Source organism: Corynebacterium sp. p3-SID1194 (assembly GCF_025144155.1).
Classification (GTDB): domain Bacteria; phylum Actinomycetota; class Actinomycetes; order Mycobacteriales; family Mycobacteriaceae; genus Corynebacterium.
The window spans coordinates 134,811-159,966 of record NZ_JALXWY010000003.1 but is presented as its reverse complement, the minus strand read 5'-3'; the positions used below and the strand labels follow the sequence as shown (position 1 = coordinate 159,966).

At 61.5% G+C, this 25,156-nt stretch carries 29 protein-coding genes; 19 read left to right on the top strand and 10 right to left on the bottom strand.

All coding sequences use genetic code 11. The annotated features are described in order from the left end of the window. Positions 1–73 precede the first annotated feature (73 nt). The 4 genes from era to M3G19_RS04030 all read left to right on the top strand — a co-directional run bounded on the left by era (position 74) and on the right by M3G19_RS04030 (position 3,570). The gene (gene era / locus M3G19_RS04045; protein ID WP_259900859.1) at positions 74–1,024 is read left to right on the top strand and encodes a GTPase Era; all 951 of its coding nucleotides are present in this window, start codon (positions 74–76) and stop codon (positions 1,022–1,024) included. Then, on the top strand, positions 1,014–1,751 hold the full coding sequence (recO, locus tag M3G19_RS04040) for a DNA repair protein RecO (RefSeq protein WP_259900657.1): 738 nt from the start codon (positions 1,014–1,016) through the stop codon (positions 1,749–1,751). Before era ends, recO begins: the two co-directional genes overlap by 11 nt. Positions 1,752–1,816: 65 nt before the next feature. After that, positions 1,817–2,494 carry an isoprenyl transferase gene (locus M3G19_RS04035; RefSeq protein WP_396121742.1) on the top strand — a complete coding sequence of 226 codons (678 nt, stop codon included), beginning with the start codon at positions 1,817–1,819 and terminating at the stop codon, positions 2,492–2,494. Next, entirely contained in the window at positions 2,491–3,570 is a 1,080-nt protein-coding gene (locus M3G19_RS04030; RefSeq protein ID WP_259900653.1) for a VIT1/CCC1 transporter family protein, read from the top strand. Before M3G19_RS04035 ends, M3G19_RS04030 begins: the two co-directional genes overlap by 4 nt. Here M3G19_RS04030 and M3G19_RS04025 read toward each other — a convergent pair. The 3 genes from M3G19_RS04025 to M3G19_RS04015 all read right to left on the bottom strand — a co-directional run bounded on the left by M3G19_RS04025 (position 3,567) and on the right by M3G19_RS04015 (position 4,876). After that, a complete protein-coding gene (locus tag M3G19_RS04025; RefSeq protein WP_259900652.1) occupies positions 3,567–3,992 on the bottom strand; it encodes a Fur family transcriptional regulator in 426 nt (141 codons plus the stop codon). The two genes, M3G19_RS04030 and M3G19_RS04025, sit on opposite strands and share 4 nt — an antisense overlap. 20 nt (positions 3,993–4,012) lie before the next feature. Next, a complete protein-coding gene (locus M3G19_RS04020; protein ID WP_259900651.1) occupies positions 4,013–4,483 on the bottom strand; it encodes a helix-turn-helix transcriptional regulator in 471 nt (156 codons plus the stop codon). Positions 4,484–4,582: 99 nt separating this feature from the next. Then, positions 4,583–4,876 carry a hypothetical protein gene (locus M3G19_RS04015; protein ID WP_259900647.1) on the bottom strand — a complete coding sequence of 98 codons (294 nt, stop codon included), beginning with the start codon at positions 4,874–4,876 and terminating at the stop codon, positions 4,583–4,585. Positions 4,877–5,001: 125 nt separating this feature from the next. Here M3G19_RS04015 and M3G19_RS04010 point away from each other — a divergent pair, with 125 nt between their 5' ends. Genes M3G19_RS04010 through M3G19_RS04000 form a run of 3 tightly spaced genes read left to right on the top strand, consistent with a single transcriptional unit; the run spans position 5,002 to position 7,345 of the window. Further along, a complete protein-coding gene (locus M3G19_RS04010) occupies positions 5,002–6,384 on the top strand; it encodes a glycine--tRNA ligase (protein ID WP_259900646.1) in 1,383 nt (460 codons plus the stop codon). 2 nt (positions 6,385–6,386) lie between these two features. Next, a complete protein-coding gene (locus tag M3G19_RS04005; RefSeq protein ID WP_259900645.1) occupies positions 6,387–6,905 on the top strand; it encodes a hypothetical protein in 519 nt (172 codons plus the stop codon). 11 nt (positions 6,906–6,916) lie between these two features. Continuing rightward, positions 6,917–7,345 carry a hypothetical protein gene (locus M3G19_RS04000; RefSeq protein WP_259900644.1) on the top strand — a complete coding sequence of 143 codons (429 nt, stop codon included), beginning with the start codon at positions 6,917–6,919 and terminating at the stop codon, positions 7,343–7,345. On the opposite strand, the gene M3G19_RS03995 is transcribed toward M3G19_RS04000, so the two are convergent. After that, positions 7,342–9,354 carry a TPM domain-containing protein gene (locus M3G19_RS03995; RefSeq protein ID WP_259900643.1) on the bottom strand — a complete coding sequence of 671 codons (2,013 nt, stop codon included), beginning with the start codon at positions 9,352–9,354 and terminating at the stop codon, positions 7,342–7,344. The genes M3G19_RS04000 and M3G19_RS03995 overlap by 4 nt on opposite strands. Before the next feature lie 69 nt (positions 9,355–9,423). Here M3G19_RS03995 and M3G19_RS03990 point away from each other — a divergent pair, with 69 nt between their 5' ends. Continuing rightward, positions 9,424–10,689 (top strand): deoxyguanosinetriphosphate triphosphohydrolase, encoded by a 1,266-nt coding sequence (locus M3G19_RS03990; RefSeq protein WP_259900638.1) that lies wholly within the window; start codon positions 9,424–9,426, stop codon positions 10,687–10,689. Here the strand turns inward: M3G19_RS03990 and M3G19_RS03985 are convergent. Genes M3G19_RS03985 through M3G19_RS03975 form a run of 3 tightly spaced genes read right to left on the bottom strand, consistent with a single transcriptional unit; the run spans position 10,686 to position 11,747 of the window. Next, a complete protein-coding gene (locus tag M3G19_RS03985; RefSeq protein WP_259900637.1) occupies positions 10,686–11,078 on the bottom strand; it encodes a DUF3224 domain-containing protein in 393 nt (130 codons plus the stop codon). The two genes, M3G19_RS03990 and M3G19_RS03985, sit on opposite strands and share 4 nt — an antisense overlap. A 10-nt stretch (positions 11,079–11,088) precedes the next feature. Continuing rightward, positions 11,089–11,334 carry a hypothetical protein gene (locus tag M3G19_RS03980; RefSeq protein ID WP_259900636.1) on the bottom strand — a complete coding sequence of 82 codons (246 nt, stop codon included), beginning with the start codon at positions 11,332–11,334 and terminating at the stop codon, positions 11,089–11,091. Further along, positions 11,334–11,747 (bottom strand): ribonuclease domain-containing protein, encoded by a 414-nt coding sequence (locus M3G19_RS03975; protein ID WP_259900635.1) that lies wholly within the window; start codon positions 11,745–11,747, stop codon positions 11,334–11,336. Before M3G19_RS03975 ends, M3G19_RS03980 begins: the two co-directional genes overlap by 1 nt. A 42-nt stretch (positions 11,748–11,789) precedes the next feature. Here M3G19_RS03975 and dnaG point away from each other — a divergent pair, with 42 nt between their 5' ends. The 4 genes from dnaG (at position 11,790) to M3G19_RS03955 (ending at position 16,186) form a co-directional block, all read left to right on the top strand. Beyond that, positions 11,790–13,676 (top strand): DNA primase, encoded by a 1,887-nt coding sequence (dnaG, locus tag M3G19_RS03970; RefSeq protein ID WP_259900634.1) that lies wholly within the window; start codon positions 11,790–11,792, stop codon positions 13,674–13,676. A 24-nt stretch (positions 13,677–13,700) separates the two neighbouring features. Then, positions 13,701–14,309 (top strand): MazG nucleotide pyrophosphohydrolase domain-containing protein, encoded by a 609-nt coding sequence (locus M3G19_RS03965; protein WP_259900633.1) that lies wholly within the window; start codon positions 13,701–13,703, stop codon positions 14,307–14,309. A gap of 116 nt (positions 14,310–14,425) precedes the next feature. Next, entirely contained in the window at positions 14,426–15,355 is a 930-nt protein-coding gene (locus M3G19_RS03960; protein WP_259900632.1) for an ABC transporter permease, read from the top strand. A gap of 15 nt (positions 15,356–15,370) precedes the next feature. Further along, a complete protein-coding gene (locus M3G19_RS03955; RefSeq protein WP_259900631.1) occupies positions 15,371–16,186 on the top strand; it encodes an ABC transporter ATP-binding protein in 816 nt (271 codons plus the stop codon). A gap of 39 nt (positions 16,187–16,225) precedes the next feature. Here M3G19_RS03955 and M3G19_RS03950 read toward each other — a convergent pair whose 3' ends face one another. After that, positions 16,226–16,666, bottom strand: a complete 441-nt coding sequence (locus M3G19_RS03950) for a hypothetical protein (protein ID WP_259900629.1) — start codon at positions 16,664–16,666, stop codon at positions 16,226–16,228. A gap of 231 nt (positions 16,667–16,897) precedes the next feature. Between M3G19_RS03950 and M3G19_RS03945 the strand changes: the two genes are divergently transcribed. Further along, positions 16,898–17,644, top strand: coding sequence for a lytic transglycosylase domain-containing protein (locus tag M3G19_RS03945; protein ID WP_396121741.1), 747 nt, complete (start codon positions 16,898–16,900; stop codon positions 17,642–17,644). Between the two features lie 67 nt (positions 17,645–17,711). Here the strand turns inward: M3G19_RS03945 and M3G19_RS03940 are convergent, their stop codons facing one another. Together M3G19_RS03940 and M3G19_RS03935 are read right to left on the bottom strand one after the other, a co-directional pair. Next, positions 17,712–18,290 (bottom strand): hypothetical protein, encoded by a 579-nt coding sequence (locus M3G19_RS03940; RefSeq protein ID WP_259900628.1) that lies wholly within the window; start codon positions 18,288–18,290, stop codon positions 17,712–17,714. Between the two features lie 170 nt (positions 18,291–18,460). Next, positions 18,461–18,964, bottom strand: coding sequence for a hypothetical protein (locus tag M3G19_RS03935; RefSeq protein ID WP_259900627.1), 504 nt, complete (start codon positions 18,962–18,964; stop codon positions 18,461–18,463). A gap of 200 nt (positions 18,965–19,164) precedes the next feature. Here M3G19_RS03935 and eno point away from each other — a divergent pair, with 200 nt between their 5' ends. The 6 genes from eno to M3G19_RS03905 all read left to right on the top strand — a co-directional run bounded on the left by eno (position 19,165) and on the right by M3G19_RS03905 (position 25,126). After that, a complete protein-coding gene (eno, locus tag M3G19_RS03930; protein WP_259900626.1) occupies positions 19,165–20,442 on the top strand; it encodes a phosphopyruvate hydratase in 1,278 nt (425 codons plus the stop codon). Positions 20,443–20,503: 61 nt separating this feature from the next. Continuing rightward, positions 20,504–21,025 carry a septum formation initiator family protein gene (locus M3G19_RS03925; protein ID WP_259900625.1) on the top strand — a complete coding sequence of 174 codons (522 nt, stop codon included), beginning with the start codon at positions 20,504–20,506 and terminating at the stop codon, positions 21,023–21,025. 115 nt (positions 21,026–21,140) lie between these two features. Continuing rightward, positions 21,141–21,749: an acyltransferase gene (locus M3G19_RS03920; protein WP_259900623.1), complete on the top strand. Its 609-nt coding sequence runs from the start codon at positions 21,141–21,143 to the stop codon at positions 21,747–21,749. After that, the gene (locus M3G19_RS03915) at positions 21,742–22,842 is read left to right on the top strand and encodes a DegT/DnrJ/EryC1/StrS aminotransferase family protein (RefSeq protein ID WP_259900622.1); all 1,101 of its coding nucleotides are present in this window, start codon (positions 21,742–21,744) and stop codon (positions 22,840–22,842) included. Before M3G19_RS03920 ends, M3G19_RS03915 begins: the two co-directional genes overlap by 8 nt. After that, positions 22,842–23,834: a Gfo/Idh/MocA family protein gene (locus tag M3G19_RS03910; RefSeq protein ID WP_259900620.1), complete on the top strand. Its 993-nt coding sequence runs from the start codon at positions 22,842–22,844 to the stop codon at positions 23,832–23,834. The genes M3G19_RS03915 and M3G19_RS03910 overlap by 1 nt, the downstream gene beginning before the upstream one ends. Positions 23,835–23,836: 2 nt before the next feature. Next, the gene (locus M3G19_RS03905) at positions 23,837–25,126 is read left to right on the top strand and encodes a nucleotide sugar dehydrogenase (RefSeq protein WP_259900619.1); all 1,290 of its coding nucleotides are present in this window, start codon (positions 23,837–23,839) and stop codon (positions 25,124–25,126) included. Positions 25,127–25,156: the final 30 nt, after the last annotated feature.

The following is a 25,156-nucleotide window of genomic DNA, read 5'->3' as shown; positions in this document are numbered from 1 at the left end:
ACTTCCATTAGTCGAGCGACAGGACCTCATCGTGGAGCCGGAAGACAGTTTCGTGGCAGTACCATATGCAGGCATGGACCACCTTTCCCAGTTCACCGACACCCCGGAAGGTTTTCGCTCCGGATTCGTCAGCTTTGTCGGGCGCCCGAATACCGGTAAGTCGACGCTGACGAATGCGCTGGTGGGCGAGAAGATCGCCATCATGGCGGACCAGCCGGAGACGACGCGTCACCCGATCCGCGGCATCGTGAACCGCGAGGACGCGCAGGTCGTCGTGGTGGACACCCCTGGGCTGCACCGTCCCCGGACTCTTTTGGGCGAGCGGCTCAACGAGGTGGTCAAGGACACCTTCGCGGACGTGGACGTCATCGGGATCACTATTCCGGCGAACGAGAAAATCGGCCCCGGCGACCGCTGGATCCTCGACGCGGTGATGAAGACCAAGCCGGACACACCGATCGTGGGCATCGTGACGAAGCTTGATCGAGTTGGGAAAGACCAGGTGGGTGAGCAGCTGGTCCGTTTGCACGAGATGCTGGTCGAAGCGACCGGTAATGAGAATGTCGACGTCGTGCCCGTCTCAGCGACAGAGAATGTGCAGCTGGATGTTCTGTTGGATGTGCTGGTGAAGAACCTCCCGGAAGGACCGCGGTTCTATCCGGAAGACCACATCACGGACGAGGACACCGAGACCCGCATCGCGGAGCTGATTCGCGAGGAAGCCCTGCGAGGGCTGCGCGACGAGCTGCCCCACTCGGTGGCGGTGCAGATCGATGAAATGCTTCCAGAGACCGACGACCGCGGCAACACCAGGACGAAAATCTACGCGGTGTTGTACCTCGAACGCCCAGGCCAGAAGGCGATCATCGAGGGCAGGGACGGCCGGAGATTGAGCGGCATCATCCAGCGCTCGAGGAAGCAGATCATGGATCTGGTGGGCCAGAATGTGTACCTGGATCTGCGCATCAAGGTGCTGAAGAACTGGCAGTCCGACCCGAAGCATTTGGGGCGCCTTGGCTTCTAAACCCAGCTTCCGCGATCGCGCTTTCGTAGTGCGCACTTACGACTTCGGTGAGGCCGACCGCGTCGTGGTGCTGCTGACCAAAGAACATGGTCTCGTCAGAGCTGTCGCCAAAGGCGTGCGGAAGACAAAGAGCCGCTTCGGCTCACGCGTGCAACCCTTCGTTGACATCGACGTCCAGCTGTATCCGGGGCGGAATCTGGCCACCATCACCCAGGCGGACACGGTGGCGTACTACGGGAGCGGCATTATCGACGACTTCGACCGGTATACCTCTGCATGCGCCGTGATGGAGGCGGCGGAGAAACTCAGCTACGCGGACGAGGCAGACGAGTTCCTGTTCGACGAGGTTGGTTCTGCATTGAAAGCTCTGCAAGACACGCAATTTCCAACGCTGGTGCTCGACGCGTTCATTTTGCGTGCGACTGCGCATTCCGGTTGGGGGCTGAGCCTGTTCAACTGCGCGCAATGCGGCAGGAGGGGACCGCACCATGCTTTCCACCCGGCCGTGGGCGGGGCAGCGTGCGTGCACTGCCGGCCGCCTGGATCTTTCGATGTGGAGGAAGACACCCTGCACATCATGTGGTTGCTCACGGAAGGCTATTTCGGTGCCGCGCAAGACAAGCTGACGGAGACCACGGCGGCGCAGGTGCACCGGCTCTCTGTCGCTCACCTGCAGTTCAACGTGGAATCGGCCGTTTCGTCGTTGAAGATCATGGAGCAGGCATAATAGACGGGGTGAGCACCATCCCCGAGATCCCCCACGAATTCATTCCGCGCCACATCGCGCTCGTCATGGACGGTAACGGCCGCTGGGCGCAAGAGCGCGGCCTGCCGCGCACCGAAGGCCACCGAGTTGGCGAGAAAGTGCTGATGAACATGGTGGACGCGGCGATCGAGCTCGGCGGCGTCGAATGGTTGTCCGCCTACACCTTCTCCACGGAGAACTGGCGCCGCAGCGCGGACGAGGTCCGCTTTCTCATGGGGTTCTCCCGCGACATCATGCGGGCGGAACGCGACCAGCTGCACGCGAAGAATGTGCGCATTGTGTGGGCGGGACGCCGCCCGCGCCTGTGGCGTTCAGTGATCCGCGAGCTCGAAGCAGCCGAAGAGATGACCAAGAACAACACCGGCCTGACCCTGGCCATGTGCATCAATTATGGCGGCCGGGCAGAGATCGCCGATGCGATGAAGCGAATGGCCACGGCAGTGAAGAAGGGGGAGTTGAAGCCGGGGGAGATCAACGAGGCGTCGATAAGCGAATTCTTGTACCGTCCCGATATGCCCGACGTCGACCTGTTCCTGCGGCCGTCGGGCGAGCAGCGCACGTCGAATTTCCTGCTGTGGCAATCGGCGTACGCGGAGATGGTCTACCGCGATATTCTCTGGCCGGATTTCACCGCGGATGATCTCTACGATGCAGTGCTGGAATACGCGCAGCGCGACCGTCGTTTCGGAGGCGTGAAGAAATGACGGAGGCTCCCACCCGTAGCCAAATCCGCAAATGGCGCCAGTATCTGGCCAATGAGCGCGCGGAGGCGGCGACGTACCGTGAGCTGGCGAAGAAGCGCGAGGGCGACGAGCGGGAGATTCTCGAGGAGATCGCCGATGCCGAATCACGCCACGAGAAATACTGGCGCGACAAGCTCGGGCCCGAGGTGGGCATGCCCATCAAACCGGACCTGCACACGCGGTTCATGTCGTTTCTGGCGCGGACTGTCTCGCCCGTGTTCGCGCTGGCGTTGATGCAGACCGCGGAGCAAAGATCGCCGTACCTCGAGGACGACGACGCGCCGGACGAGATCGCGGCGGACGAGGCGATGCACGCGGAGGTCGTGCGAGCGTTAGCCACGCAGGGCCGTGAGAAGCTCTCCGGTTCTTTCCGCGCGGCCGTGTTCGGCGCGAACGACGGGCTGGTGTCCAACGTCGCGCTCGTCCTCGGCGTGATGGGCTCGGGCGTGTCCTCGAATTTCATTCTCCTCACCGGCATTTCCGGACTGCTTGCCGGTGCGCTGTCGATGGCGGCGGGCGAATACGTGTCGGTGAAATCGCAGGCAGAGCTTCTCGACGCATCGACGCCCGCCCCCGAAGCCCGTGACCTGTTGCCGAAACTGGATGTGAACCAAAACGAGCTCGCTTTGGTGTATCGCGCACGCGGCATGAGTGCGGAGGAAGCCGACGCTCAGGCGAAGAATGTGTTCTGGTCCATGATGACCGGACACCAGCACCACCACGTCGAGGACGGGCTCGAGCCGGAGGATTCCGATGCCAGCGGCGCATGGTCGGCCGCGATCGCGTCATTCATCTTCTTCGCCACGGGTGCTTTCGTGCCGATCATCCCGTTCTTGTTCGGAGCATCTCCGCGTCTGGGTGCGATCATCGCGCTTGTTCTGGTCTCTGGGGCGCTGTTGATCACTGGCGGCATCACCGGTCTGCTCTCCGGCAAGAAGCCGGCGTTGCGGGCGTTCAGGCAGCTCGCGATCGGGCTCGGCGCAGCGCTGGTGACGTACCTGCTCGGCGTCGTATTCGGCGCGTTCGTGGGAGCCTAGAGCTTCTGGCACGTCTGGCAGACACCGAATACTTCTGCATCGTGCCCGCTGAGCTGGAAGCCGTATTTCTCGGCGGTCTCTTTCGCCCACTCCTCGACGGGGCCGCCGTCGATCTCCTCGCTGCGGCCGCAATTGGTGCAGACCAAATGGTGGTGGTGCCGGTCGGTGAGGCAGTGCCGGTAGAGCGTCTCGCCGGTCTCAGAATTGAGCGCGTCGACCGCGCCGACCTCGGTGAGTGTCTGCAGCGTGCGGTAAACAGTGGTCAGGCCGACCTTTTGACCGCGGTCGGTCAGCTCGCGGTGAATAGACTGGGCGGACGCGAAGCGGTCGATGTCCTGGAGAATATCGACCACTGCGGCACGCTGGCGGGTATTCCGCGCACCGATTTTCAATGTGTCAGTCTTATCCGGCCGAGTAGTCATGCCTTATACCTTATTGGTTCTCAGGCCGGCGGGACTGGGGTGTTCGGTTTCAAGCCCGGATCTTTGTCCGGAGTCACATCCGGCAGTGGCCCGAAAGCAGCGGCGGCGCCGGCGCTCTTCGATGCGTCGATGAAATCCGGGCCCTTCTTCCTGCGCGCAGCCAATTCGTCGACCTGATCTTCAGTCTCTTTCGTCCGCTCAGCGAGCAGGGAGAGGGATTCTAAGGTGGCGATGACACCGGGCACCGCGAGGCGATAGACCACCTCGCGGCCGGAGCGGGACGAACCGACTAAACCAGCGTTTTTGAGAACGCGAAGATGTTGACTGACCAGGGGTTGCGATTTACCCAGCACCCGCACGAGCTCGTGCACGACGTGGTCCCGGGCATGCAGCAGAAGAAGAATTTGCAAGCGCATGGGGGAGTCGAGGGCGCCAATGATCCCTGCGGTGTGCTCGAGCTTTTCCGCAGGCCAGATCGTTGGGTCGCTCATCGTCCGGGTCACTCCAGGATTTTGTGAAAGATAGTTGCTGCTTCAGTTTAATAAGAAAGTGTTCCAGTGTTCAGCAAAGCCTCAGGAGTCGAGCAATTTCTAACCGAGTTTGCTCGACAAGTTGATTTCGGCTTCGCCGATCATCTGCAGAGGGAAGAGCAGAATGACCAACGGCCCGACCAGCAATATGTCCATCATGAATGTTTCAGTTGGGTGGCGGTCCCCACGCAATCCTGCGATTGCGTTGAGTGCGCCGTTCATGACGGTGGTGTACAACGACATCGCGCTGCCGCCTTGGGGAGCAGGCTCCTGAGCGGAAGCAACGGGGGCGAGGGTGCCGGCAGTGAGTGCTGCCGCGGTCGCAGCGGCGACGAGCTTCTTAGAGATCTTCATACTTTTCTCATCGCAATTTCCTCCGCGAATGTTAACGCGATACCGCCGTACCTGCGCTTCTGGGGAGGCGCTACACTTGTTCCCGTTGACGTAAAGAAACCGTTTTCAGGAGAGTTGAACTACCCATGGCTTCGACCGTGATCGATACCGTTGTGAACCTGTGCAAGCGCCGCGGCTTGGTCTACCCAGCCGGAGAGATTTACGGCGGCACCCGTTCCGCATGGGATTACGGTCCCTTGGGCGTCGAGCTCAAGGAGAACCTGAAGCGCCAGTGGTGGAAGCACATGGTGCAATCGCGTAATGACGTTGTGGGCGTGGATACCTCCATCATCCTGCCCCGCCAGGTGTGGGTCGCCTCTGGCCACGTTGATGTGTTCACGGACCCGCTGGTGGAGTCCCTGTACACCCACAAGCGCTACCGCGCCGACCACCTGCTCGAGGCGTACGAGGAAAAGCACGGCCACCCGCCGGCAAACGGCCTGGCCGACATCAACGACCCGGAGACCGGCCAGCCGGGCAATTGGACTGAGCCGCGCGAATTCTCCGGCTTGATGAAGACCTACTTGGGCCCGGTCGACGACAAGGAGGGCCTGCACTACATGCGCCCGGAGACGGCGCAGGGCATCTTCGTGAACTTCAAGAATGTCATGACCTCGTCGCGCATGAAGCCGCCGTTCGGCATCGCCAACACTGGTAAGTCGTTCCGCAATGAGATCACCCCGGGCAACTTCATTTTCCGCACCCGCGAATTCGAGCAGATGGAGATGGAATTCTTCGTCAAGCCGGGCGAGGACGAGACCTGGCACCAGTACTGGATCGACGACCGCCACCAGTGGTACATCGACCTGGGCATCAACCCGGATAACCTGCGCCTCTACGAGCACCCGCAGGAGAAGCTGTCGCATTACTCCAAGCGCACCGTCGACATCGAGTACGCCTACGGCTTCCAGGGCTCCAAGTGGGGCGAGCTGGAGGGCGTGGCCAACCGCACCGACTACGACCTGAAGACGCACGCGGAGGCCTCCGGCGAGGACCTGAGCTTCTTCGACCAAGAGACGAATGAGCGCTGGATCCCGTACTGCATCGAGCCGGCCGCCGGCCTGGGTCGCGCGATGATGGCCTTCCTGATCGACGCGTACCACGAGGATGAGGCCCCGAATGCGAAGGGCGGCGTGGACAAGCGCGTCGTGCTCAAGCTCGACCGCCGCCTCGCCCCGGTCAAGGTGGCCGTGCTTCCGTTGTCGAAGAAGCCGGAGCTGTCCGGGCCGGCACAGGAACTGGCTGATTCGCTGCGCCAGCACTGGAATGTCGACTTTGATACCTCCGGCGCGATCGGCCGCCGCTACCGCCGCCAGGACGAGATCGGCACCCCGTTCTGCGTCACCTACGACTTCGACACCCTCGAGGACAACGCCGTGACGGTCCGCGAGCGCGACACGATGGAGCAGGAGCGCGTCAAGCTCGACGAGCTCGAGGCCTACCTGGCCGCTCGCCTGATCGGCTGCTAGCCATGCACTACATCAGCTGGGACCGCGCGGACCGCGATGCGCCGGTGCTGCTCGCCGAAGAGGGGCCGAACGCGCTCGCGAAATTCACCCACGAGCGCGCCGAGCTGACCTCCGGCGAGGTGTGGGAGCTGATCACCACCCCGGAGGGTGGCGCTATTGCGCGTCGCGACGGCCGCGATATCGTCCGCGCTGACGGTTCCCTGCGCCGGGACAAGCAGATCCCGGTCATCATCGAAAACCGCCGGTACGTGATGGTGGCGGAGACCTCCAAGAATTGGATCATCGACAATGCCGACGGGCAGAAAGTCGCCCAATTCACCTCCGACCACAACGGGGTGCGCCGCGCAATCCTCGAATTCGAGGGCGAGACAGACCTCGCCAACATCGATATCGTGGCCCTTGCATGGGTCAGCCGGCTCGTGCTCGAAGCACGGAAGATGATCAATTCCACCGCGCTCATCGCTTTCATGGTGTTGCTCAGCGTGTTCATCGTCGCCGTGTGGTTCATCGGACCGAGCTAAGCAGGAGCAGCATGATCAACGCAGTGTGGGAAGGCGCGAGCCTCGTCACCAACGGAAATGTCGTCGCCGCCGTCACCGCGGATAACGAACTGACTGTTGACGGGAAGCGCATCGCAGTTTCCCACACCGCCGGCGCTCTTCGTTGGCAGGTCAGCGGTGAAAGCGCAGACGAGAATTTCTCAATCCGCATGCGCGGGCTTGGAACAAGCAACCTCGTCGCCCATTGCGGCCCGCGCAGCTACCGCGCACAACGCGAGGGTGCATTCAGCACGGCCCGCACCATCGTCGACGAAGAAGGAGTCGTCGTTGCGCGCACGCGTCCGCGCCGAGGCACTCAATTGCACGTCGAGCTTGACGACGCCGCCCCTCTTTCCGACCTCGCTTTCATCACCTGGGCGCTGACCTTCATGGACACTCCCGGGCGCACCACGAAGATCTAGAAGCTTCCTCCGCGGCCACTCATACCGCCGGCGAAGCCACCTCCGCCGCCGCCCCCGCTGAAGCCGCCGCCCCCGCTGAAGCCGCCGCCCCCGAATCCGCCTCCTCCCGACAGCAGTGAACCCCAGATGATGGCATTCGCCATGGAGTTGGTGGTGCGGGCAGTCTGCTGGCGGCGGTAGTCGTCGATATCGTTCTCGGCTGCCTGCGCGGCGCGACGGGCAGTGTCCGTTGCCTTGCGTGCTGAATCGATCGCGCTCGACGTGTTCTTTGTGCGGTTGTTCTGGGCTTCCGCGTACTGGCGGGAGCCTTCAGCCAAAAGGGCGCGCGCTTGAGACTCAATGATGCGGCCGCGGGACTCGATGAGGTCCTGGGCGCTCTGCAGCTGAGCTGCTGCGACCTGCAGCTGCTGGTCGAGGAGCTGGAGTTTACGCTGCTGGTCGGTGGCGGCGCCGCGGGCCTTGTCGATCTCGTCGTCGATATCCGCGTCTAGCTCCGTCAGTTCCGTGAAGACAGCCAAAGGATCGGTCTCACCCCGGTTGCCGACTGCGCCCAATTCCTCGTGGGCCCGCGCCGAGATCGAATCAAGGGCAGCGATATCGATGCGTGCGCCGTGCTCGCGCTCGTTCTTGAGCTGCTCGATCTCGCGCAGCTCGTCCTCGATTTCCTGAATGAGCGCGGGCAGGTTCGTCTTTGCCGTACGGATATTGGTGTCGGCGTGCTCGATCGCGCCGAGGTTCTTATCCGCGACTTCGACTGTGCGCTGCGCCCCACGCAGAATGTCCACGAGTGCGCCCTGCTTGCCGGCAGGTTGCGAGGAGAGCTCTCGTGCCTCTTCCAACTGCTTTTCCGCTTCGTCGATGGACTCGGAAGCGATGTCGACATTGTTCGTGATCGAGCTCAGAATCTGCTCCGAATAGCGGGACTGCAGGCCTTCCAACGTGTTGCGCGCTGGTTCGACGCGTGCGCGCAGGTCGACCGTGCGCTGGAAGATCGAGTTGATTTCGCTGTCGGCGTTCATGAGCACATTGCGCATGTCCTCGTACTCCTGGCTCTTGTCGGCCAGTGCCTGGTCGGCCTTGCCACAGGAGGTGATGATGTCGATCAGCATCGCGCGCTTTTCCGGCTCGGTCTCCGGGATCGCGTCGTAGAGGCGGTGATGAATACCGAATGCGCGCTGCAATGCGGAGGTCGCTTCATTCATCGCGGACGTGAACGGGCGGACGCGCTCGGCTCCGAATTCAGAGGTGGCCACCTCCAACTGGTCCTTGCCCTCGCGGATGGACTCGTCGGTGTTGACCAGCGTGTCCTGGGCCAGTTGTTCCAAGGTCGGCGTGGGCAGGCGGCCGAGCGAATCGGCATCTCCCGGATTGAGTTCGCGTGCCGAGGCCAACTGTTCCCTGTCCCGCTTCTTGTTGCGGTTGCGCCCGTAGAGCCAGAAGCCGCCGCCGGCGAGAGCCGCCGCGCCGAGACCGCCGGCGACGAGGCCAGCACCATCGCCACTGGAGGAGCCGTTGACCGCATTGATCGCGTCCAAGCCCGCCGCGCCGTAGTTTTTCGCGGTCAGCTGGTCGAAACCAGCGTTCGACATTGCGTCCACATCGCTGCTGGACCACTGGGAGCCGGCGTTGACGTTGTACTTTCCGTCATCCGGCGAAATCGCGATCACAGCGGTGTTCGGGCCCTTGTCCGTGATCGCTGCGCGCACCCACTCCGCGGGGTCCTCGCCGCCGAAGGTGCTCAGGTACACCACGTAGGCGTTGAGCTGCTTGGACTGCTGCAGCTGCGCGATCGCGTCCTCGATCTCTGCCTTCTCCCCGCCGGAGAGCACACCGGCTTCGTCGGTGACCTTGTCCTTCAACTCCGTCGGCGCCAGTGACGCTTCCGCCGTTGTGGTGGCTTGGGCATCCACGAAATCAGTGGCAGCGAGCGCCAGGGGAGCAGCAGAAAATGCGAGGCCGCCGGCGATCATCGGGGCGGCGAGAGCAATACGGACGTAACGCGAAGTCATGCCCACTAGGGTACCCGTGCGCGTGGTGACCGGGGACAAGAAACAAACACGTCTAGGCTCGATGGCGCTATGACGTACCAGTATGATTCCGCGGACCTTGCGCGCCGCACGGCGGAGGGGGAGAAAGGCTCGCAGCTCGCCAATATGGAGGAGCACCGCGACGCATTCGCCCGCGACCGCGCCCGCGTCCTGCACTCCGCGGCACTACGCCGCCTGGCGGACAAGACCCAGGTGGTCGGCCCGCGCGACGGAGACACGCCGCGCACGCGCCTGACACACTCGCTGGAGGTCGCGCAGATCTCCCGCAGCATCGGCATGGGGCTGGGCCTGAACCCTGACCTGTGCGAGATGGCCGGCCTGACCCACGACATCGGCCACCCGCCCTACGGGCACAACGGCGAGGTGGCGCTCAATGAGCTTGCCCGTGAATGTGGTGGCTTCGAAGGTAATGCGCAGACCCTGCGGATCTTGTCGCGCCTGGAGCCGAAGATTCTCGGGGACGGTGGCTCTTTCGGTCTCAACCTCACCCGCGCGGCGCTGGATGCCGCGTGCAAATACCCGCGTACCCGCACGAACCCGGACGGGTCAGTGAACCGCAAATACGGCGCGTACGACGAGGACGCTGAGGTCTTGGCATGGCTGCGCGAGGGGCACGCCGATGAGATGCCGCCCATGGAGGCGCAGGTGATGGACTGCTCCGACGACATCGCCTACAGCGTCCACGATGTCGAGGACGGCATCGTTTCTGGCCGCGTGGATTTGAAGGTGCTGTGGGATCTCGTCGAGCTCGCCGCGCTCGCAGCGAAAGGAGCGGCGGCATTCGGGGGCACAGCAGACGAGCTTATCGACGCCGCCGCCCGCCTCCGTTCCCTTCCCATCGTCGCCGCCGCCGCTGATTTCGACTTCTCGCTTTCCGGCTACGTCACCTTGAAGAAAATGACGTCTGAGCTGGTCGGGCGTTACGTTGGCGCGGTGATCACCGCTACGGAGGCTGCTAATCCTTTCCCCGTCGGCCGCATGCACGGCACGCTCGTGATTCCGCCTGAGGCTGAGGCCGAGGTTCGCCTACTCAAGACCGTCGCGGTCCTCTACGTGATGGACATGCCTGCCCACATCGCCCGCCAAGACCGCCAGCGTGACCGCATCGTCCGTGTCTACGATTACCTGTTCGCCGGCGCGCCGGGCTCGTTGGACACCATGTTCGCAGCCTGGTGGCACGAGGCCAGCACGGACGCCGAGCGCGAGCGCGTGATCATCGACCAGATCGCGTCCATGACCGAGTCCCGTCTGGAGCGCACGGCGAAAAAGACCGCATCTTTCGAGGGCTACCTCTAGGACGCGGTCAGCTCGTAGCTCAAGGTGTAGGAATGCGTCCCGTCAGCATCGACGTCTAGCTCAAGTGCACCGGAGATACCCTCTAGGTCGCCGAAGCCGGACGCCGGCACGATGGTGTAACGCAGCTCGTCGGCGCCATCGACCATCGTGCCGTACTGGTGGAACGCGAAGCCGCCACTGCGCCCGTCGAGCTCGCCCTCAAATACCTCGAGCGCAGTGTACGACGCAGTGCCGGTGCTCGGATCGCCCACGGAGAGCATCTCGCCGGAGCTCGTACCGGACAGTGATCCATGCCATTGTTTGGTGAATTGGAATCGGCCCAACTGGCCGCTAGCTTCAGCGGGGGTCAGGGAAACGTCGAAAGTGCCACGGACAGAAGTGGGTTGCATGATCCTGATGCTACCGCACCAGCATGATGCTTTCGCGGGAGAACACGTTGTGTAGCTTTCCGGTCAGTTCTTCGGGGACCCGCCAATCCGAGACCACGAGGCGGCTCGTCCGGGTTTCGCGCAGGAGGTCGGCGAGTGAATCGAGGTTGCGCGGGATGGGACGCTCGTCGGAGGCGTAGACGGCATCGATGATGCCGACGCCGAGGTCCTCGATGGAGTGGACGGGGCGGGCGATGACGATGGTGTTCACGGGCATTACTCCACCACCATTTCGCAGAAGGACTCGTAGTGGTCGTCGGTGTAGTAGTACACGTCCGGGTCGGTTTCGGTGCCGCCGCCGGTGACAATGCGGCGTTCCCCGCGGTGGTTCACGCCGGGTGTGTCCACGGTGTACTCGCGGTAATAATCGGAGTTCTCCGCCGGCAGGATCTGCTCGTAATTGCCAAAGTGTTTGCCGTCGTTGGAGGGGTGGGGGAAGGGGCCGCCGGCATGGATGACGTCGATAAGCTGTGTTGCTTCTTGCGGCACTGACCTGCACTCGCTGATGCCGTCGGTGCTGTCCGGATCGTGCACGATTGAGTACACGGTGGCAACGAGCGTGATGAGGCCGATGATGAGGATCAACGGCAGAGCCACTGAATGGCTCGAACTGTCTCCTTCAGTAGACATGGGTTCATTTTAAACACACCCCCGCGCGGTAGGATGTGCGCCATGGCTAGGGGCAGAATTCCGGATAGTGACATCGAGGCTATCCGCGAGCGCGCCAATATCGCGGACATTGTGGGGGAGTACGTCCAGCTCAAGCCCGCCGGACACGACTCGTTGAAGGGGCTGAGCCCGTTCAAGGACGAGAAGACGCCGTCATTCCACGTGCGTCCGGTACGCGGATACTACCACTGCTTCTCCACGGGCAAAGGCGGCGACGTCTTCTCCTTCATGATGGAGATGGAGCAGCTGAGCTTCCCCGAGGCGGTCGAAGCCGTCGCGGAGGAGATCGGCTACCACATCAACTACCAGGGCGGATCCACGGGCGCGCGCGATGTGAAGCCCGGGACCCGTGCCCGTCTCATCGCAGCGAATAAGGCGGCGCACGAGTTCTACCGCGACATGCTGGAGCAGCCGGAAGCGGAAGTGGGCCGGCGCTTCCTCCTCGACCGCGGCTTCGACCGCGACATTATCCACCACTTCGAGTGTGGGTACGCCCCCGATGGCTGGGACACGCTGACGAAGCACCTGCTGCGCAAAGGCTTCGAGGTCGAAGAGCTTGTCGATGCAGGCTTGTCGACAATGGGGCGGCGCGGGCCCATCGACAAGTTCCGGCGCCGCCTGCTGTGGCCGATCAAGGATGTCGCGGGCAACGTGATCGGGTTCGGTGCCCGGAAGCTCTTCGACGACGACCCGATGGGCAAGTACATGAACACCCAGGACACGATGCTGTACCACAAGTCCAAGGTGCTCTTCGGGCTCGACCTGGCGAAGAAGAATATCGCCGCCGGCCACCAGTGCGTGGTGGTGGAGGGCTACACCGACGTCATGGCCATGCACGCCGCAGGCGTGAAAACAGCTGTCGCTGCCTGCGGCACTGCCTTCGGCAAGGACCACATGAGCATCATCCGCCGTCTCATGCTGGATGACAATTACTTCCGCGGCGAGCTGATCTACACCTTCGACGGCGACGAGGCCGGCCAAAAAGCCGCGATGCGCGCCTTCGAAGGCGACCAGCAATTCACCGGCCAGTCTTTTGTCTCCGTTGCCCCCGACGGCATGGACCCGTGTGATCTGCGCATGGCCAAGGGCGATTCGGCCGTCCGCGATCTGGTGGCTAGTCGCGTTCCGATGTTCGAGTTCGTCATCGAATCCCTCCTCCAGGACTATTCGCTCGATACCGCCGAAGGCCGTTTGCAGGCGCTTCGTCGAACGGTGCCCGTCGTCGCCCAGATCCGCGACACCCCGCTGCAGACCGAATATGCCCGTCAGCTCGCCGGTTGGGTGGGCTGGCCCGACCCGAACGAAGTGATCCGCCAGGTCCGCGAGGAAGCCAAAAAGCCGAAGCAGGTCAAGCGCAACGCGTGGGAGGACGCCACGGCCCGGCAGAACCAGCCTGCTCCCAACCAACCGGCATTTGATCTACCCGACCCGCAGGACCCTCTGCTGTGGGCCCAGCGCGAAGCACTCAAGGTAGCTCTGCAATTCCCGGAGGCCGCCGGAAGCTATTTCGACGGCATCAACCCCGACGCGTTCACCCACCCCGCCTACCGCGCCGTCCGCGACGCCATGGGCACAGTCGGCGGTGCCTCCAATGCCGGTTCCAGCTGGATTGCGCACATCGCCGACGAGATGACCGACGCCGCCGGCCGCAATTTCGTCTCCGAACTCGCCGTCGAGGAGATCCTCGCCGAAGACCCCGCCTCCTACGCCGATTCCGTCCTGTCCCGTCTACAAGAAGTCCGCGTGGGCAACCAGATCGCCCAGCTCAAGTCCCAGCTGCAGCGCATGCGACCCAGCGACGACGAGATGGCCTACAACGCCCTCTTCTCCGACCTCGTCGCCCTCGAGCAGGCGCGGCGGGAGCTGAACGACCGGGCATTCCGCGGCTGACGTGCACCCTCTACTATCAGTTCTATGACCATTCTCGTCTTGGACCCCCGCTGGCCCGACATGATCCCGTTGGCAGCCGCCACGAACCTTGAAGGGCCGATCACGTACACCGACGAGGTACCTGTCTCAGTCCGCTGGGACTTGGAAGACATTTCTGCCACCCAGTCCGCACAGGGCACCTTGGTCACCACAGACCCCGCCGACCCGGAAGCTCAGGATCGCATCTCAGCGGGGGAGAGGCGTATCGAGGCGCCCTCGCTTGCTGATCCGCTTTTGCAAGCGCAGTCCATCATGCGCGCGGCCCGCTCCCGCGGCGAATGGGAGATGGCCCAGACGCACGAAACGCTCATCACATATCTGGAGCAAGAGACGAATGAGCTCATCGAGGCTATCCGCAATCAGCATCCTGATGAGGCCCTGAAGAAGGAACTGTCCGACTTGCTCCTTCAGATTCTCTTTCACGCCGAGATTGCCTCTCGTCGTGGGGCCTTTGCTTTCCCCGATGTCGCCCAAGCGTTCGTGGACAAGATGAAGAACCGCGCTCCTTACCTCTTCGACGGTTCCACGGGCACCGTCCCCGTCGACAAGCAGGACCGCTTGTGGGCGGAGGGGAAGCGCAAAGAGAAAAACTAGTGTCGCGGCTTGTCGGAATTCAAGCTCGCAAGGAATAGCGAAGTACCCTGCTAATGCAGACCAGAGAAAAATGCAGAGAAACAACTCTGCGACGTTCTTCGAAGGTGGAAGAGACAATGGGCAAGCACAGGCTCAGGAAACGTTCATCGCGGCGCGCCCAAGTCCTCGAGCAGGCAACCGACGACGAGTACGACGGGGAAATCATCCGCGTTGATTCAGCGAACCTGAAACGGCTGAATGTCCGTCCCGGGTTTTTCGCGTATCTCGCACAACTGTGGGAACGTCGGTTCTTTGTGCTTGCAGATGCACGTTTCAGGGCATTTCGCACAGCAAAGAGCTACAACCTCTGGCGGTTCTGGATCATTGCTCAACCGCTGTTGGAAGCAGCGATGTACGGTGTCATTTTCGGGCTGCTTTTGAAGACGTCTCGAGGAATCGACAACTACCTGGGGTTCCTCGTCCTCGGCGTGACTTTCTTCGGTTTGATGAGCGCCCTGCTCAACGGCGGGCAGTCGCTGCTGCAGACGTCGAGAAACCTCATGCAGACGTTCCAATTCCCTCGCGCTTCCCTGGTTCTGTCCCAGTCGTTGCGCTACATGTTGGACAATCTTCCTGGACTCATAATTGCGATCGCTTTTGCTCTCGGAGCGCAGTGGGGAACTCCCTTGTCCTGGAAGATCGTGCTCGTCATTCCGCTGATTTTGATGATCTGGATTTTCGGCACGGGATTGATGTTCATCGTGGCACGCTTGACCGCGTTCATCCCGGATGTCAAGGTCCTCATTAATCTTGGATTGAGAGCATGGTTCTTCAGCTCCGGCATCTTCTTCTCGCTCGAACGTTTCGCGGACAACCCGACTCTGTACCGCATGTTCTGCTATAACCCGGCCTATCTTTTCCTCAAGTCGGTGCGAGAAACCGTCATCTACGACACCATTCCGAGCGCCGAAACATGGGGCTATCTGGCGGCTTGGTCCTTCGGGGCGTTCTTTATCGGACTTTTATTCTTCTGGCGTGCCGAAGAACGCTATATTCACGTCAAATAACAGGTGGGAGTAATCGTGGAAGCAACCAAATACGAAGATCCCGCCGTTGTCGCCCAGAACATCGGCAAGATCTACAAGCTGCAGAGTTCAGCGGTGAGAAGCGGCCTCGGAAAGAAGAAGCACGACCGAGACGTGGACGCGTTGCGCGGGGTTTCATTTGTGGTCAGGAAGGGCGAATCGGTCGGTATTGTCGGGCGAAATGGCTCCGGAAAATCCACTCTCTTGCGGATTATTGCCGGGGGAGAAGCCGCTACTTCAGGCAAGATAATGGTCTCGGCCCAGCCCTCCCTTCTTGGAGTTTCACCAGCTTTGCAGGGATGGCTGACCGGCGAGCAGAATATCTACCTCGGTTTGCTTGCGCTTGGGATGAAGCCGGCGGAAGCAAAGGAGGCTATCCCCGACATTATTGAGTGGACTGAGTTAGGGGAAGCCGCCTCCCGCCCAATGAACACGTATTCATCGGGTATGGGCGCCAAGCTGAGCTTCGCCATTTCGACGGCGATCAGCCCTGAGATCTTGCTCGTGGATGAAACGCTGTCGACAGGAGACGCCGCATTCGCCGCAAAGGCGCAGGAACGCATGCAAGGTCTCTTGGCTGGTGCCGGAAATCTCTTTCTCGTTTCCCACTCGCTCGGGTACGTAAAACAAAACTGCGGGCGCGCGCTCTGGATCCATCAGGGGGACCTCATCGCTGACGGACCTGCAGAAGAAGTCAGCGGGGCGTACGAGGAATTCTCTGCTTTGCTGAAAACTAATGATCCGGACAAGGCTCAGCAAGTGATGGAAGCGTGCAGGGAGACCTACCCTCCCATGCACGTTGAATTCGTGTAGAACAGGCGCGGTTATCCGACAGGACCCTAAAGCCCCCGCTTAGTTGGAGTTGTTCTGCGACGACAGCACTGGGGCCAGATTCCGGAGCTCGGGCAGGCCAGCCTGGGAGGAGAGCTTCGAAGCGAAGTCGATGGCTTGGGACTGCGGGGTGACCGGGTCGGCCTTGACGACGCCGCACTCCAGGGCGCGGTCACCGATGGCGTTGATCGTGGGGGTGGTGACCAAAGCGAGGGTCGCATCGGCGCCGAACTGCTGGTTCAGCTTGGTGGTGAGCTCAGAGCGTGTCGTGGTGTCGTCGGCAAGCTTGGCGCCGCGGAGCAGGGTGCCCACAGAATTGCAGTCCATGGTGGCGATACCGCCGTTGAGGGCGCGGACGAGCTCGACGGTGTTGTTCTGTGCGTCAGCCTGGCTGACGTTGATGATGCCGGTTGTGGCAATGGCGGCGAGTGCAGAGGCAGTAGCGGCGGTACGGAAACGCATGTGTGAGGGTCCTTTCGGGGTGGTTGCGCTGGAGCAGTTTGAATCTGGTTTTCCAGACGAATATTGATACTACAGTGACTGAAGTGAAAATTGTGATCTGATTGGGAAATTGCGTGCGAATAGTTGGGTGTGGAGTCGCCAGCGGTAAAGTGAGCGATCGTGAAACCGTCTCGTAGAACCCCTGGGCGCCCGCGCTATGCCGCGGGCTGCGGGTGCGGGGCTGTGTTTGCTGTGGTGATGGCGATCATGCTGATCATCTCGTTGCTGATGTGGCTGTTCAGCATTCTCGATGCGCCGTTGAGCACGAAGAAACGTGCGCCGGTGCCGGCGGACGTGCCGCCGGCTGCCGCCGTGAGCCCGCCGGGCATCGACGTGCATGGGCCAGGGCGTACATCTGACCTGCTGGGGGAGTGGGCGGGGCCGATCGCTGACGGCATCGAGATTGACCCGCAGGCGGTGCGCGCCTACGGCAATGCTGAGCTGATCGCGCGCGAGGCCTGGCCGGAGTGCAACCTGCACTGGAACACGCTCGCTGGCGTGGGCTGGGTGGAAACGCGCCACGGCACCTACAGCGGCAAGATTGCGGCAGGTGCGCGGCTGGACGAGAACGGCCGGGCGTTCCCGCCGATCATTGGACCGGCGTTGGACGGCGATGGCTTCGCGCACGTGACCGACACCGACGGCGGCGAGTACGACAACGACACCGAATTTGACCGAGCGGTAGGGCCGATGCAATTCATTCCGGAGTCGTGGGCGCGCTACGGGCGCGATGCTAATGGCGACGGGTATGCCGACCCGCAGCAGATTGACGATGCGGCACTCGGTGCGGCGAACCTGTTGTGTTCTGGCGGACGAGATTTGTCGACGCCTGAAGATTGGCAAGATGCGATCCTCGGGTACAACCGCTCCAACGATTATGTGATCCGCGTGCGGGACGCCGCCGCGAACTATGCCGTGGGGCAGCCTGCACACCGGTAAGGAGTGCACATGAAAAAACCTCTCCCTGTGGGAGAGGTTCGTTGTGCTGTTGGTGGAGCGGCTACGCCTAGATACTCGAACCCGCAGGAAGTACAGCGTTGACCTGTGCACGGTAGGCGTTAATCTGGCCTTGGATCTGGGACTGGATGTCCGAGGACATCTTCGCTGGATTGCCAATAGCCTGGTTCACCTGAGAGACGATCTGGTCGACTGGGTTTGCCGGTGCCGGGGTAGCCGGACGGGCCGGTGCGCTCGGCGCGCGGTTAGAAGGGGCCGGTGCCGGGGCCGGGGCGGGGGCTGGCGCAGACTTGCCGCCGTTGCCAGACTTGACCAGGCCGCAGGCGACGGCGCGGTCGGCGACCTTGTTGATGGTCGGGCCAGCGGCGATGCGCAGGCTCGGCTTGGAAGCCAGCTCGGCGTTAGCCATGTTCACCAGGTCGGTGCGCGTGGTGTTGGCGTTCACGCGTCCGGTCTTGTCCAGCTGCTTCTTCAGGTCGGGGCAGGAGATGGTGTCGGCCTGGGCGGCGACCTTCATGAGGTTCTCGTAGTTGGCGGTCTGGGACTGGGCCGGCGCGGCGGCGAAAATGCCGGCGGAGACGGTGACAGCAGCTGCGGCTGCCGCGATCTTGGCGGGATTAAAACGCATGGTTTCCTTTCTTGGCAGGCATGGCTGGGATTTGTATGTGGAACAGCTTAGCAGGGCGTAACGCAAGTGACGTATGGAAAGAATGTGGTGCGTGGGGCTCGTTGCCGAGTGCAAGAAAAATGAAAATGCCCTTCCCGACGGGAAGGGCTGAAGGGGCTGGCTGGCGTTTCTTAGCGGCTGGACATCGAAGACAGGGAGCTGACCTGGCTGCGGAAGTTCTTAGCCTGGTCGCGGGTCTCGGAAGTGGTGTTGCCAGCATCCTTGCTCGGTTTGGCGGGGACGCTAGGTGTGCGGTTGCCAGGTGCAGGTGCCGGCGCCGGCTTTGCCGGAGTGCTTGCCTTGTTAGCTTTGACCAAGCCGCAAGCGAGTGCGCGGTTGGCGACCTTGTTGATGGTCGGGCCAGCGGCGGCACGGAGGAGAGGCTTGGAGGCCAGTTCAGCATTTGCCATCTTCACCAGATCGGCTCGGGTGGTGTTGGCGTTCACGCGTCCGGTCTTGTCCAGCTGCTTCTTCAGGTCGGGGCAGGAGATGGAGTCGGCATTGGCCACGACCTTTCGCAGATTTTCCATGTTGAGTTCAGCGGAGTGGGCGGGCGTGGCAGTTGCAATGCCGGCGGTGAGAGCGAGCGCAGCTGCTACAGCTGTGGTTTTGACGGTGCGGCGAAGGAGGTGCATGGGGGCCTTTCGGAGCTGATGGCGGCGTAAAGGTGCCTGCGCGAGCTTAGCATGGGGTGCATGAAGATCGGGCCCGATGAGCCAACTGGGAACAGTGGGAAGATGGAGCGGTTCTACAGGGGAAAGCGCACTGACCGCCCACGTGATTTTCTGGAACAATCGGAGCTGTACAAGCCACCTTCGATTAAAGGAGAACATCAATGGCTGACATCATGTTGACGTACGCCCGCGAGATCCTGGATTCCCGCGGTAATCCCACCGTCGAGGTCGAGGTCTTCCTTGACGACGGTTCCCACGGTCTTGCCGCCGTTCCGTCCGGTGCTTCCACCGGTGAGCACGAGGCGCACGAGCTGCGCGACGGTGACGACCGTTACCAGGGCAAGGGCGTGCGCAACGCAGTGCGCAACGTCAACGAAACGATTGCCGACGCGATCGCAGGTATTGAAGCTGATGACCAGCGCGTGCTCGACGCGACCATGATCGAGGTCGACGGCTCCGACAACAAGAAAAACCTCGGCGCGAACGCGATTCTCGGTGTCTCGATGGCTGCGGCGAAGGCAGCTGCTGATTCTGCAGGTCTGCCGCTCTACCGCTACATCGGCGGCCCGAACGCACACGTTCTGCCGGTCCCGATGATGAATATTCTCAACGGTGGCGCGCACGCCGACTCCGGCGTGGACGTCCAGGAGTTCATGATCGCCCCGATCGGCGCCGAGACGTTCACCGAGGCGCTGCGCCAAGGCGCGGAGGTCTACCACGCACTCAAGTCCGTCATCAAGGAAAAAGACCTCTCCACCGGGCTTGGCGACGAGGGTGGCTTCGCCCCGTCCGTGGGCTCTACCAAGGAGGCTCTGGACCTGATCGTCGAGGCGATCGAGAAGGCTGGCTTTAAACCGGGTGCCGACATTGCTCTGGCTCTGGATGTCGCTTCCTCCGAGTTCTTCGAGAACGGCTCCTACAACTTCGAGGGCGGCCAGCACTCCGCCGAGGAGATGGCCAAGGTCTACGCCGATCTCGTCGAGAACTACCCGATCGTGTCCATCGAGGATCCGCTGGATGAGAACGACTGGGAGGGCTACACCAAGCTCACCGCCGAGATCGGCGACAAGGTCCAGATCGTCGGCGACGACTTCTTTGTCACCAACCCGGAGCGCCTCGCCCGCGGTATCGAGGAGAACGCTGCGAACGCTCTGCTGGTCAAGGTCAACCAGATCGGTACCCTCACCGAGACCTTCGACGCTGTCGAGCTCGCGCACCGCAACGGCTACCGCACCATGATGTCGCACCGCTCCGGTGAGACCGAGGACACCACCATTGCCGACCTGGCTGTCGCTTTGTCCTGCGGCCAGATCAAGACTGGTGCTCCGGCACGCTCCGAGCGCGTGGCTAAGTACAACCGCCTCATCCGCATCGAGGAAGAGCTTGGCCCGGCAGCCGTCTATGCCGGCCGCGACGCGTTCCCGCGCTTCGACAAGTAACGCGCACATCGCGCGCCATACGCAAAGCGGGTAGCGCGGCCACGTAGACTACACAGTCACTATGGCCACTTCATCCGCCAGCGACTCCAGCCCCCAGCGCACCGGCATGTCCGGAGGCGCTGGGGGCTCACGTCGTCGCTCGACGACGGTCCCGGTGGCCAGCCGTGACGCCGAGCGTGCTGCGAAGAAGCAGAAGCGCCGGCGCACCGACTTGCTCAAGGGCGACATCGTGGGCGTCGCGGTACTCATCACCGTCGTTCTTGTCGTGCTTATTGCCATCGCTGTTCCGCTACGCAATTACTACGCTGGCAGGGCAGAAATTGCTCGACTCAACGAGTCTATTGCCGCCAAGGAAAGAGAAAAGGCACGCCTAGAGGAGGACTTGGAGCGGTACAGTGACCCTGAATACGTAAAGCAGGAAGCCCGCCGCCGCCTCGGCATGATGGAGCCCGGTGAGACAGCGTGGCGCATTATCGACCCCCGCATGGAGGGCACGACCATCACAAGTGAACAGGCGGAGGATCCTGACGCGCATGCGCCGTGGAACGAGGTGCTCTGGAACTCTCTGCGCGAGGTTCCTTAAGCACTGATTGTTTCCAGTCTCTGCCGCGCAGCATCGTGCTAAACGGGTTATGATGAAAAGTCGCAGACCGTGCGTGAAATCCGACAGGTTTCACAGCGAGAAGATGGAGTCAAATTTGGCAGTCAGCATTCAACCCAATGCCGATGTATCCAATGAGAGCACGATTGGAGACGGCACCCGAGTATGGCACTTAGCGCAGGTGCGTGAGAATGCACAGATCGGGGAAAACTGCATTATCGGCAGAGCTGCTTATATCGGTGAAGGTGTGCAGGTCGGCGACAACTGCAAAATCCAGAATCTCGCTCAGGTCTACGAGCCTGCTGTGCTCGGCAACGGCGTGTTCATCGGTCCTGCGGTCGTGCTGACCAATGATCAGTACCCGCGCGCGATCAATGAGGACGGCACGCTGAAGGACGCCTCAGATTGGGAGCCTGTCGGAGTCACAGTCGGTACCGGCGCTGCAATCGGCGCTCGGAGCGTACTTGTAGCACCCGTCACGATTGGAGCTTGGGCGCTGGTCGCAGCTGGCTCAACGGTGGTCAAGGACGTGCCGGATTACGCGCTTGTCGCAGGAACCCCTGCGAAGCGGATCGGTTGGGTCGGGCCTGCGGGACAGCCTTTGGCCAAGCTGCAGGATCCCGAAGATATTTACGAGTGCCCCACGACTGGAAAAAAGTTCCGCGAGCGTAACGACAAACTTGAGGAGATTGAAGTCAATGACTGACAAAGAATTCATTCCAGCTGCAAAGCCGATCGTGGGTGATGACGAGCGTAAGGCCGTCGACGCAGTCCTTGCTTCCGGCATGATTGCCCAGGGGCCGCGTGTCGAGGAGTTTGAGCAGAAGTTCTCCGAGATCGCTCTGGGTGGCGTTCCCGGAGTGGCCGTCAACTCGGGTACGTCCGCTTTGCACCTTGGTCTCCTCGCAGCAGGTGTGGGCCCCGGTGACGAAGTGATCGTTCCGTCCTTCACCTTCGCCGCGACCGGAAACTCCGTCGCCGCGGTTGGCGCAACCCCGGTTTTCGCGGATGTCGACGAGTACTTCTGCCTGGATCCGGTGGATGTCAAGAATCGTGTGACCGAGAAGACCAAGGGCATCATGCCCGTTCACCTTTACGGCCACCCGGCAAATATCGATGAGCTTCAGGCAATTGCCGACGAGAATAACCTTCTCCTGTTCGAGGACTGCGCACAGGCTCACCTTGCCACCTGGGGCGGGAAGCCGGTCGGAACGTTCGGCCTTTTCGGTGGTTTCAGCTTCTACCCGACCAAAAACATGACTACTGCAGAAGGTGGCCTTGTCTCTTCCGGTGATGACGAGCTCAGGAGGAACGTCCGGCTGCTGCGTAACCAGGGTATGGAGGTGCGCTACCAGAACGAGCTTGTCGGATTCAATAACCGTATGACCGATGTGCACGCCGCCATCGGTCTGGTCCAAATTGAGAAGCTCCTCGGCTGGACTGCCACCCGTCAGAAGAACGCGGAGTTCCTCTCTGCGAATATCACTGGGGCTGTGACACCGAAGGTCCATGAAAAAGCTACCCACGTCTACCACCAGTACACGGTCCTGGTTGAGGACGACCGCGACGGTTTCCAGAAGGCGCTTAACGACGAATACGGTATCGGCTCCGGTGTGTATTACCCCGTTCCGAACCACCGCTTGCCTTCTTTGGCTCACTTCGCCGAAGGCGTCGAACTGCCCCGCACCGAGCAGTACGCCAAGCAGTGCCTGTCTCTTCCGGTGCACCCGAGTCTTTCCCAGGACGATCTCGAGCGAATCGTCGAGGCAGTCAACGCTGTTGGAAAGGCTGGAGCATAATGACGGACTTGAGGTACGCAGTTATCGGTCTTGGCTCGATGGGGCGGCACCACGTCCGCAATGTCCGAGCCCTCGAAGGGGCCGAGCTCGTCGCTTTGGCAGACCCGTTTGGCGACAAATTCGGGGTCGCTGGCGACACGCCTTTGTACTCGAATGTTGACGACGTGATTGCAGCTGGTGTGGATGCGGTTGTGGTTGCAGTACCTACGTCCGAGCATCACAATGTGGCGAAGAAGCTCATTGAGAACGGTATTCACGTGCTCGTCGAAAAGCCCCTGGCTGCAACCGTTGCGGAAGCTCAAGAACTCGCTGATCTCGCCGCGGAGAAAAACGTGGTCGGTGCCGTCGGCTACGTCGAGCGTTGCAACCCGGCGATCAGCGCTTTGCGGCAGAAGATTGAGGAAGGCCTGCTCGGGGAGATCTACCAGATCGCCACTGTGCGCCAGTCCCCGTTCCCGGCCAGGATTAACGATGTCGGAGTGGTGAAGGATCTCGCCACACACGATCTCGATCTGACTGCGTGGGTTGCCGACAGCCCGTACGCGTCTGTGTCCGCTTCGACCAAGCATTCCTCCGGCAGGGAACACGAGGACTTCGTGACTGTGTCCGGCCAGTTGAACAACGGAGTGATCGTCAATCACCTCGTCAACTGGATGAGCCCGTACAAGGAACGTAAGACGGTTGTCACCGGAGAAAACGGTGCGCTCGTCGCAGAAACAGTTTTGAGTGACCTAACCTACTACAAGAACGGCGTTGACCGTATTGAGTGGGACCAGATCAGTAACTTCCGCGGTGTCTCTGAAGGCGAGGTCACCCGCTACGCGATCAACAAGCCCGAGCCACTGGCTGTCGAACACCGTAATTTCCGTGAGGCGATTCTCAACGGCACACCGAGCATCGCAACGTTCGCGGATGGTCTCCGTACGATGCGCGTGGTCGAAGCTGTCCTTGAATCTGCCAAATCCAACTCCGTTGTCAACGTGGAGGACTAAAAATGAAAAACGTCGCTGTAGTTGCTCTCGGCAAAATCGGTTTGCCGCTCGCTGTCCAGTTCGCCCGCTCCGGTTTCAATGTGACCGGTGTCGACATCAACGAGACCACTGTCGATCTTGTCAACCAGGGAAAGATTCCTTTCCCGGGTGAGGCTCATCTCGATGAGTACCTTCCGGAGGTCGTGGAAAGCGGCAATTTCAAAGCCACCACCGACTACTCCCAGGCAATTCCCGATGCAGACGTGATTGTCCTCGTCGTCCCACTTTTCGTGAACGAGGAGACGTGGCAGCCCGACTTCGATTGGATGGACGCTGCGACAAAGTCGCTGGCGGAGCACCTGACCCCGAATACGCTTATTTCCTATGAGACAACGCTTCCTGTCGGCACCACCCGGAACCGTTGGAAGCCGATGATCGAGGAAATCAGCGGCTTGAAGGAGAGCGAGGATTTCCACCTGGTCTTCAGCCCGGAGCGTGTGCTGACTGGCCGAGTCTTCCAGGACCTCCGCCGCTACCCCAAGCTGATCGGCGCGCTGTCCGAGCAGGGTGCGCAGCTCGGACGCGAATTCTACGAAGCAGCGCTGCAGTTTGATGAGCGCGAAGATCTTCCCCGTGACAACGGCGTGTGGGATTTGGGCACCGCTGAGGCATCCGAGCTGGCTAAGCTCGCAGAGACTACGTACCGCGACGTGAATATCGGGCTCGCTAACCAGTTCGCTGTCTACGCGGACAAGGAAGGCATTGACGTCAACGCGGTGATCGACGCGTGCAATTCCCAGCCGTTCAGCCACATTCACCGCCCGGGCATCGCAGTCGGTGGTCACTGCATCCCGGTGTACCCGAGACTGTACCTTTCGACGGATCCGGATGCGTCGATTGTCCGCGAATCCCGCCACTACAACGCGGGCATGCCGGAATACTGTGTGGGGCGTCTGGAGGGCGAACTTGGTTCGCTCGAGGGACAAACTGTCGCGGTGTTCGGTGCGTCTTACCGAGGTGGAGTCAAGGAGACTGCGTTCTCCGGAATCTTCGCTACCGTCGACGCATTGCGTCAGCGTGGAGCGAATGTGAAGGTTCACGACCCGATGTACTCCGACGAGGAGCTCGAAGCATTCGGATGGGAGCCGTACCACGAAGGTGAATCCGCAGCTGCAGCCATCATTCAAGCGGACCACAAGGAATATGCCAAGCTCACCCCGGCCGACGTTCCTGGTGTGAAGGTTCTTTTCGACGGTCGCAGTGTCACCGATCCGCAGAGATGGGACGGAGTTCCCCGCCTGACCATCGGCTAGAATCACTGCCTCCGCACCCACTGAAGAGAG

What these genes read in the sequence shown, in the direction of transcription:
- era (WP_259900859.1), top strand. Translation starts at nt 74, where the DNA reads ATGGACCACCTTTCCCAGTTCACCGACACCCCGGAAGGTTTTCGCTCC.
- M3G19_RS04035 (WP_396121742.1), top strand. Translation starts at nt 1,817, where the DNA reads ATGGACGGTAACGGCCGCTGGGCGCAAGAGCGCGGCCTGCCGCGCACC.
- M3G19_RS04030 (WP_259900653.1), top strand. Translation starts at nt 2,491, where the DNA reads ATGACGGAGGCTCCCACCCGTAGCCAAATCCGCAAATGGCGCCAGTAT.
- M3G19_RS04025 (WP_259900652.1), bottom strand. Translation starts at nt 3,992, where the DNA reads ATGACTACTCGGCCGGATAAGACTGACACATTGAAAATCGGTGCGCGG.
- M3G19_RS04020 (WP_259900651.1), bottom strand. Translation starts at nt 4,483, where the DNA reads ATGAGCGACCCAACGATCTGGCCTGCGGAAAAGCTCGAGCACACCGCA.
- M3G19_RS04015 (WP_259900647.1), bottom strand. Translation starts at nt 4,876, where the DNA reads ATGAAGATCTCTAAGAAGCTCGTCGCCGCTGCGACCGCGGCAGCACTC.
- M3G19_RS04010 (WP_259900646.1), top strand. Translation starts at nt 5,002, where the DNA reads ATGGCTTCGACCGTGATCGATACCGTTGTGAACCTGTGCAAGCGCCGC.
- M3G19_RS04005 (WP_259900645.1), top strand. Translation starts at nt 6,387, where the DNA reads ATGCACTACATCAGCTGGGACCGCGCGGACCGCGATGCGCCGGTGCTG.
- M3G19_RS04000 (WP_259900644.1), top strand. Translation starts at nt 6,917, where the DNA reads ATGATCAACGCAGTGTGGGAAGGCGCGAGCCTCGTCACCAACGGAAAT.
- M3G19_RS03995 (WP_259900643.1), bottom strand. Translation starts at nt 9,354, where the DNA reads ATGACTTCGCGTTACGTCCGTATTGCTCTCGCCGCCCCGATGATCGCC.
- M3G19_RS03990 (WP_259900638.1), top strand. Translation starts at nt 9,424, where the DNA reads ATGACGTACCAGTATGATTCCGCGGACCTTGCGCGCCGCACGGCGGAG.
- M3G19_RS03985 (WP_259900637.1), bottom strand. Translation starts at nt 11,078, where the DNA reads ATGCAACCCACTTCTGTCCGTGGCACTTTCGACGTTTCCCTGACCCCC.
- M3G19_RS03980 (WP_259900636.1), bottom strand. Translation starts at nt 11,334, where the DNA reads ATGCCCGTGAACACCATCGTCATCGCCCGCCCCGTCCACTCCATCGAG.
- M3G19_RS03975 (WP_259900635.1), bottom strand. Translation starts at nt 11,747, where the DNA reads ATGTCTACTGAAGGAGACAGTTCGAGCCATTCAGTGGCTCTGCCGTTG.
- dnaG (WP_259900634.1), top strand. Translation starts at nt 11,790, where the DNA reads ATGGCTAGGGGCAGAATTCCGGATAGTGACATCGAGGCTATCCGCGAG.
- M3G19_RS03965 (WP_259900633.1), top strand. Translation starts at nt 13,701, where the DNA reads ATGACCATTCTCGTCTTGGACCCCCGCTGGCCCGACATGATCCCGTTG.
- M3G19_RS03960 (WP_259900632.1), top strand. Translation starts at nt 14,426, where the DNA reads ATGGGCAAGCACAGGCTCAGGAAACGTTCATCGCGGCGCGCCCAAGTC.
- M3G19_RS03950 (WP_259900629.1), bottom strand. Translation starts at nt 16,666, where the DNA reads ATGCGTTTCCGTACCGCCGCTACTGCCTCTGCACTCGCCGCCATTGCC.
- M3G19_RS03940 (WP_259900628.1), bottom strand. Translation starts at nt 18,290, where the DNA reads ATGCGTTTTAATCCCGCCAAGATCGCGGCAGCCGCAGCTGCTGTCACC.
- M3G19_RS03935 (WP_259900627.1), bottom strand. Translation starts at nt 18,964, where the DNA reads ATGCACCTCCTTCGCCGCACCGTCAAAACCACAGCTGTAGCAGCTGCG.
- eno (WP_259900626.1), top strand. Translation starts at nt 19,165, where the DNA reads ATGGCTGACATCATGTTGACGTACGCCCGCGAGATCCTGGATTCCCGC.
- M3G19_RS03925 (WP_259900625.1), top strand. Translation starts at nt 20,504, where the DNA reads ATGGCCACTTCATCCGCCAGCGACTCCAGCCCCCAGCGCACCGGCATG.
- M3G19_RS03915 (WP_259900622.1), top strand. Translation starts at nt 21,742, where the DNA reads ATGACTGACAAAGAATTCATTCCAGCTGCAAAGCCGATCGTGGGTGAT.
- M3G19_RS03910 (WP_259900620.1), top strand. Translation starts at nt 22,842, where the DNA reads ATGACGGACTTGAGGTACGCAGTTATCGGTCTTGGCTCGATGGGGCGG.
- M3G19_RS03905 (WP_259900619.1), top strand. Translation starts at nt 23,837, where the DNA reads ATGAAAAACGTCGCTGTAGTTGCTCTCGGCAAAATCGGTTTGCCGCTC.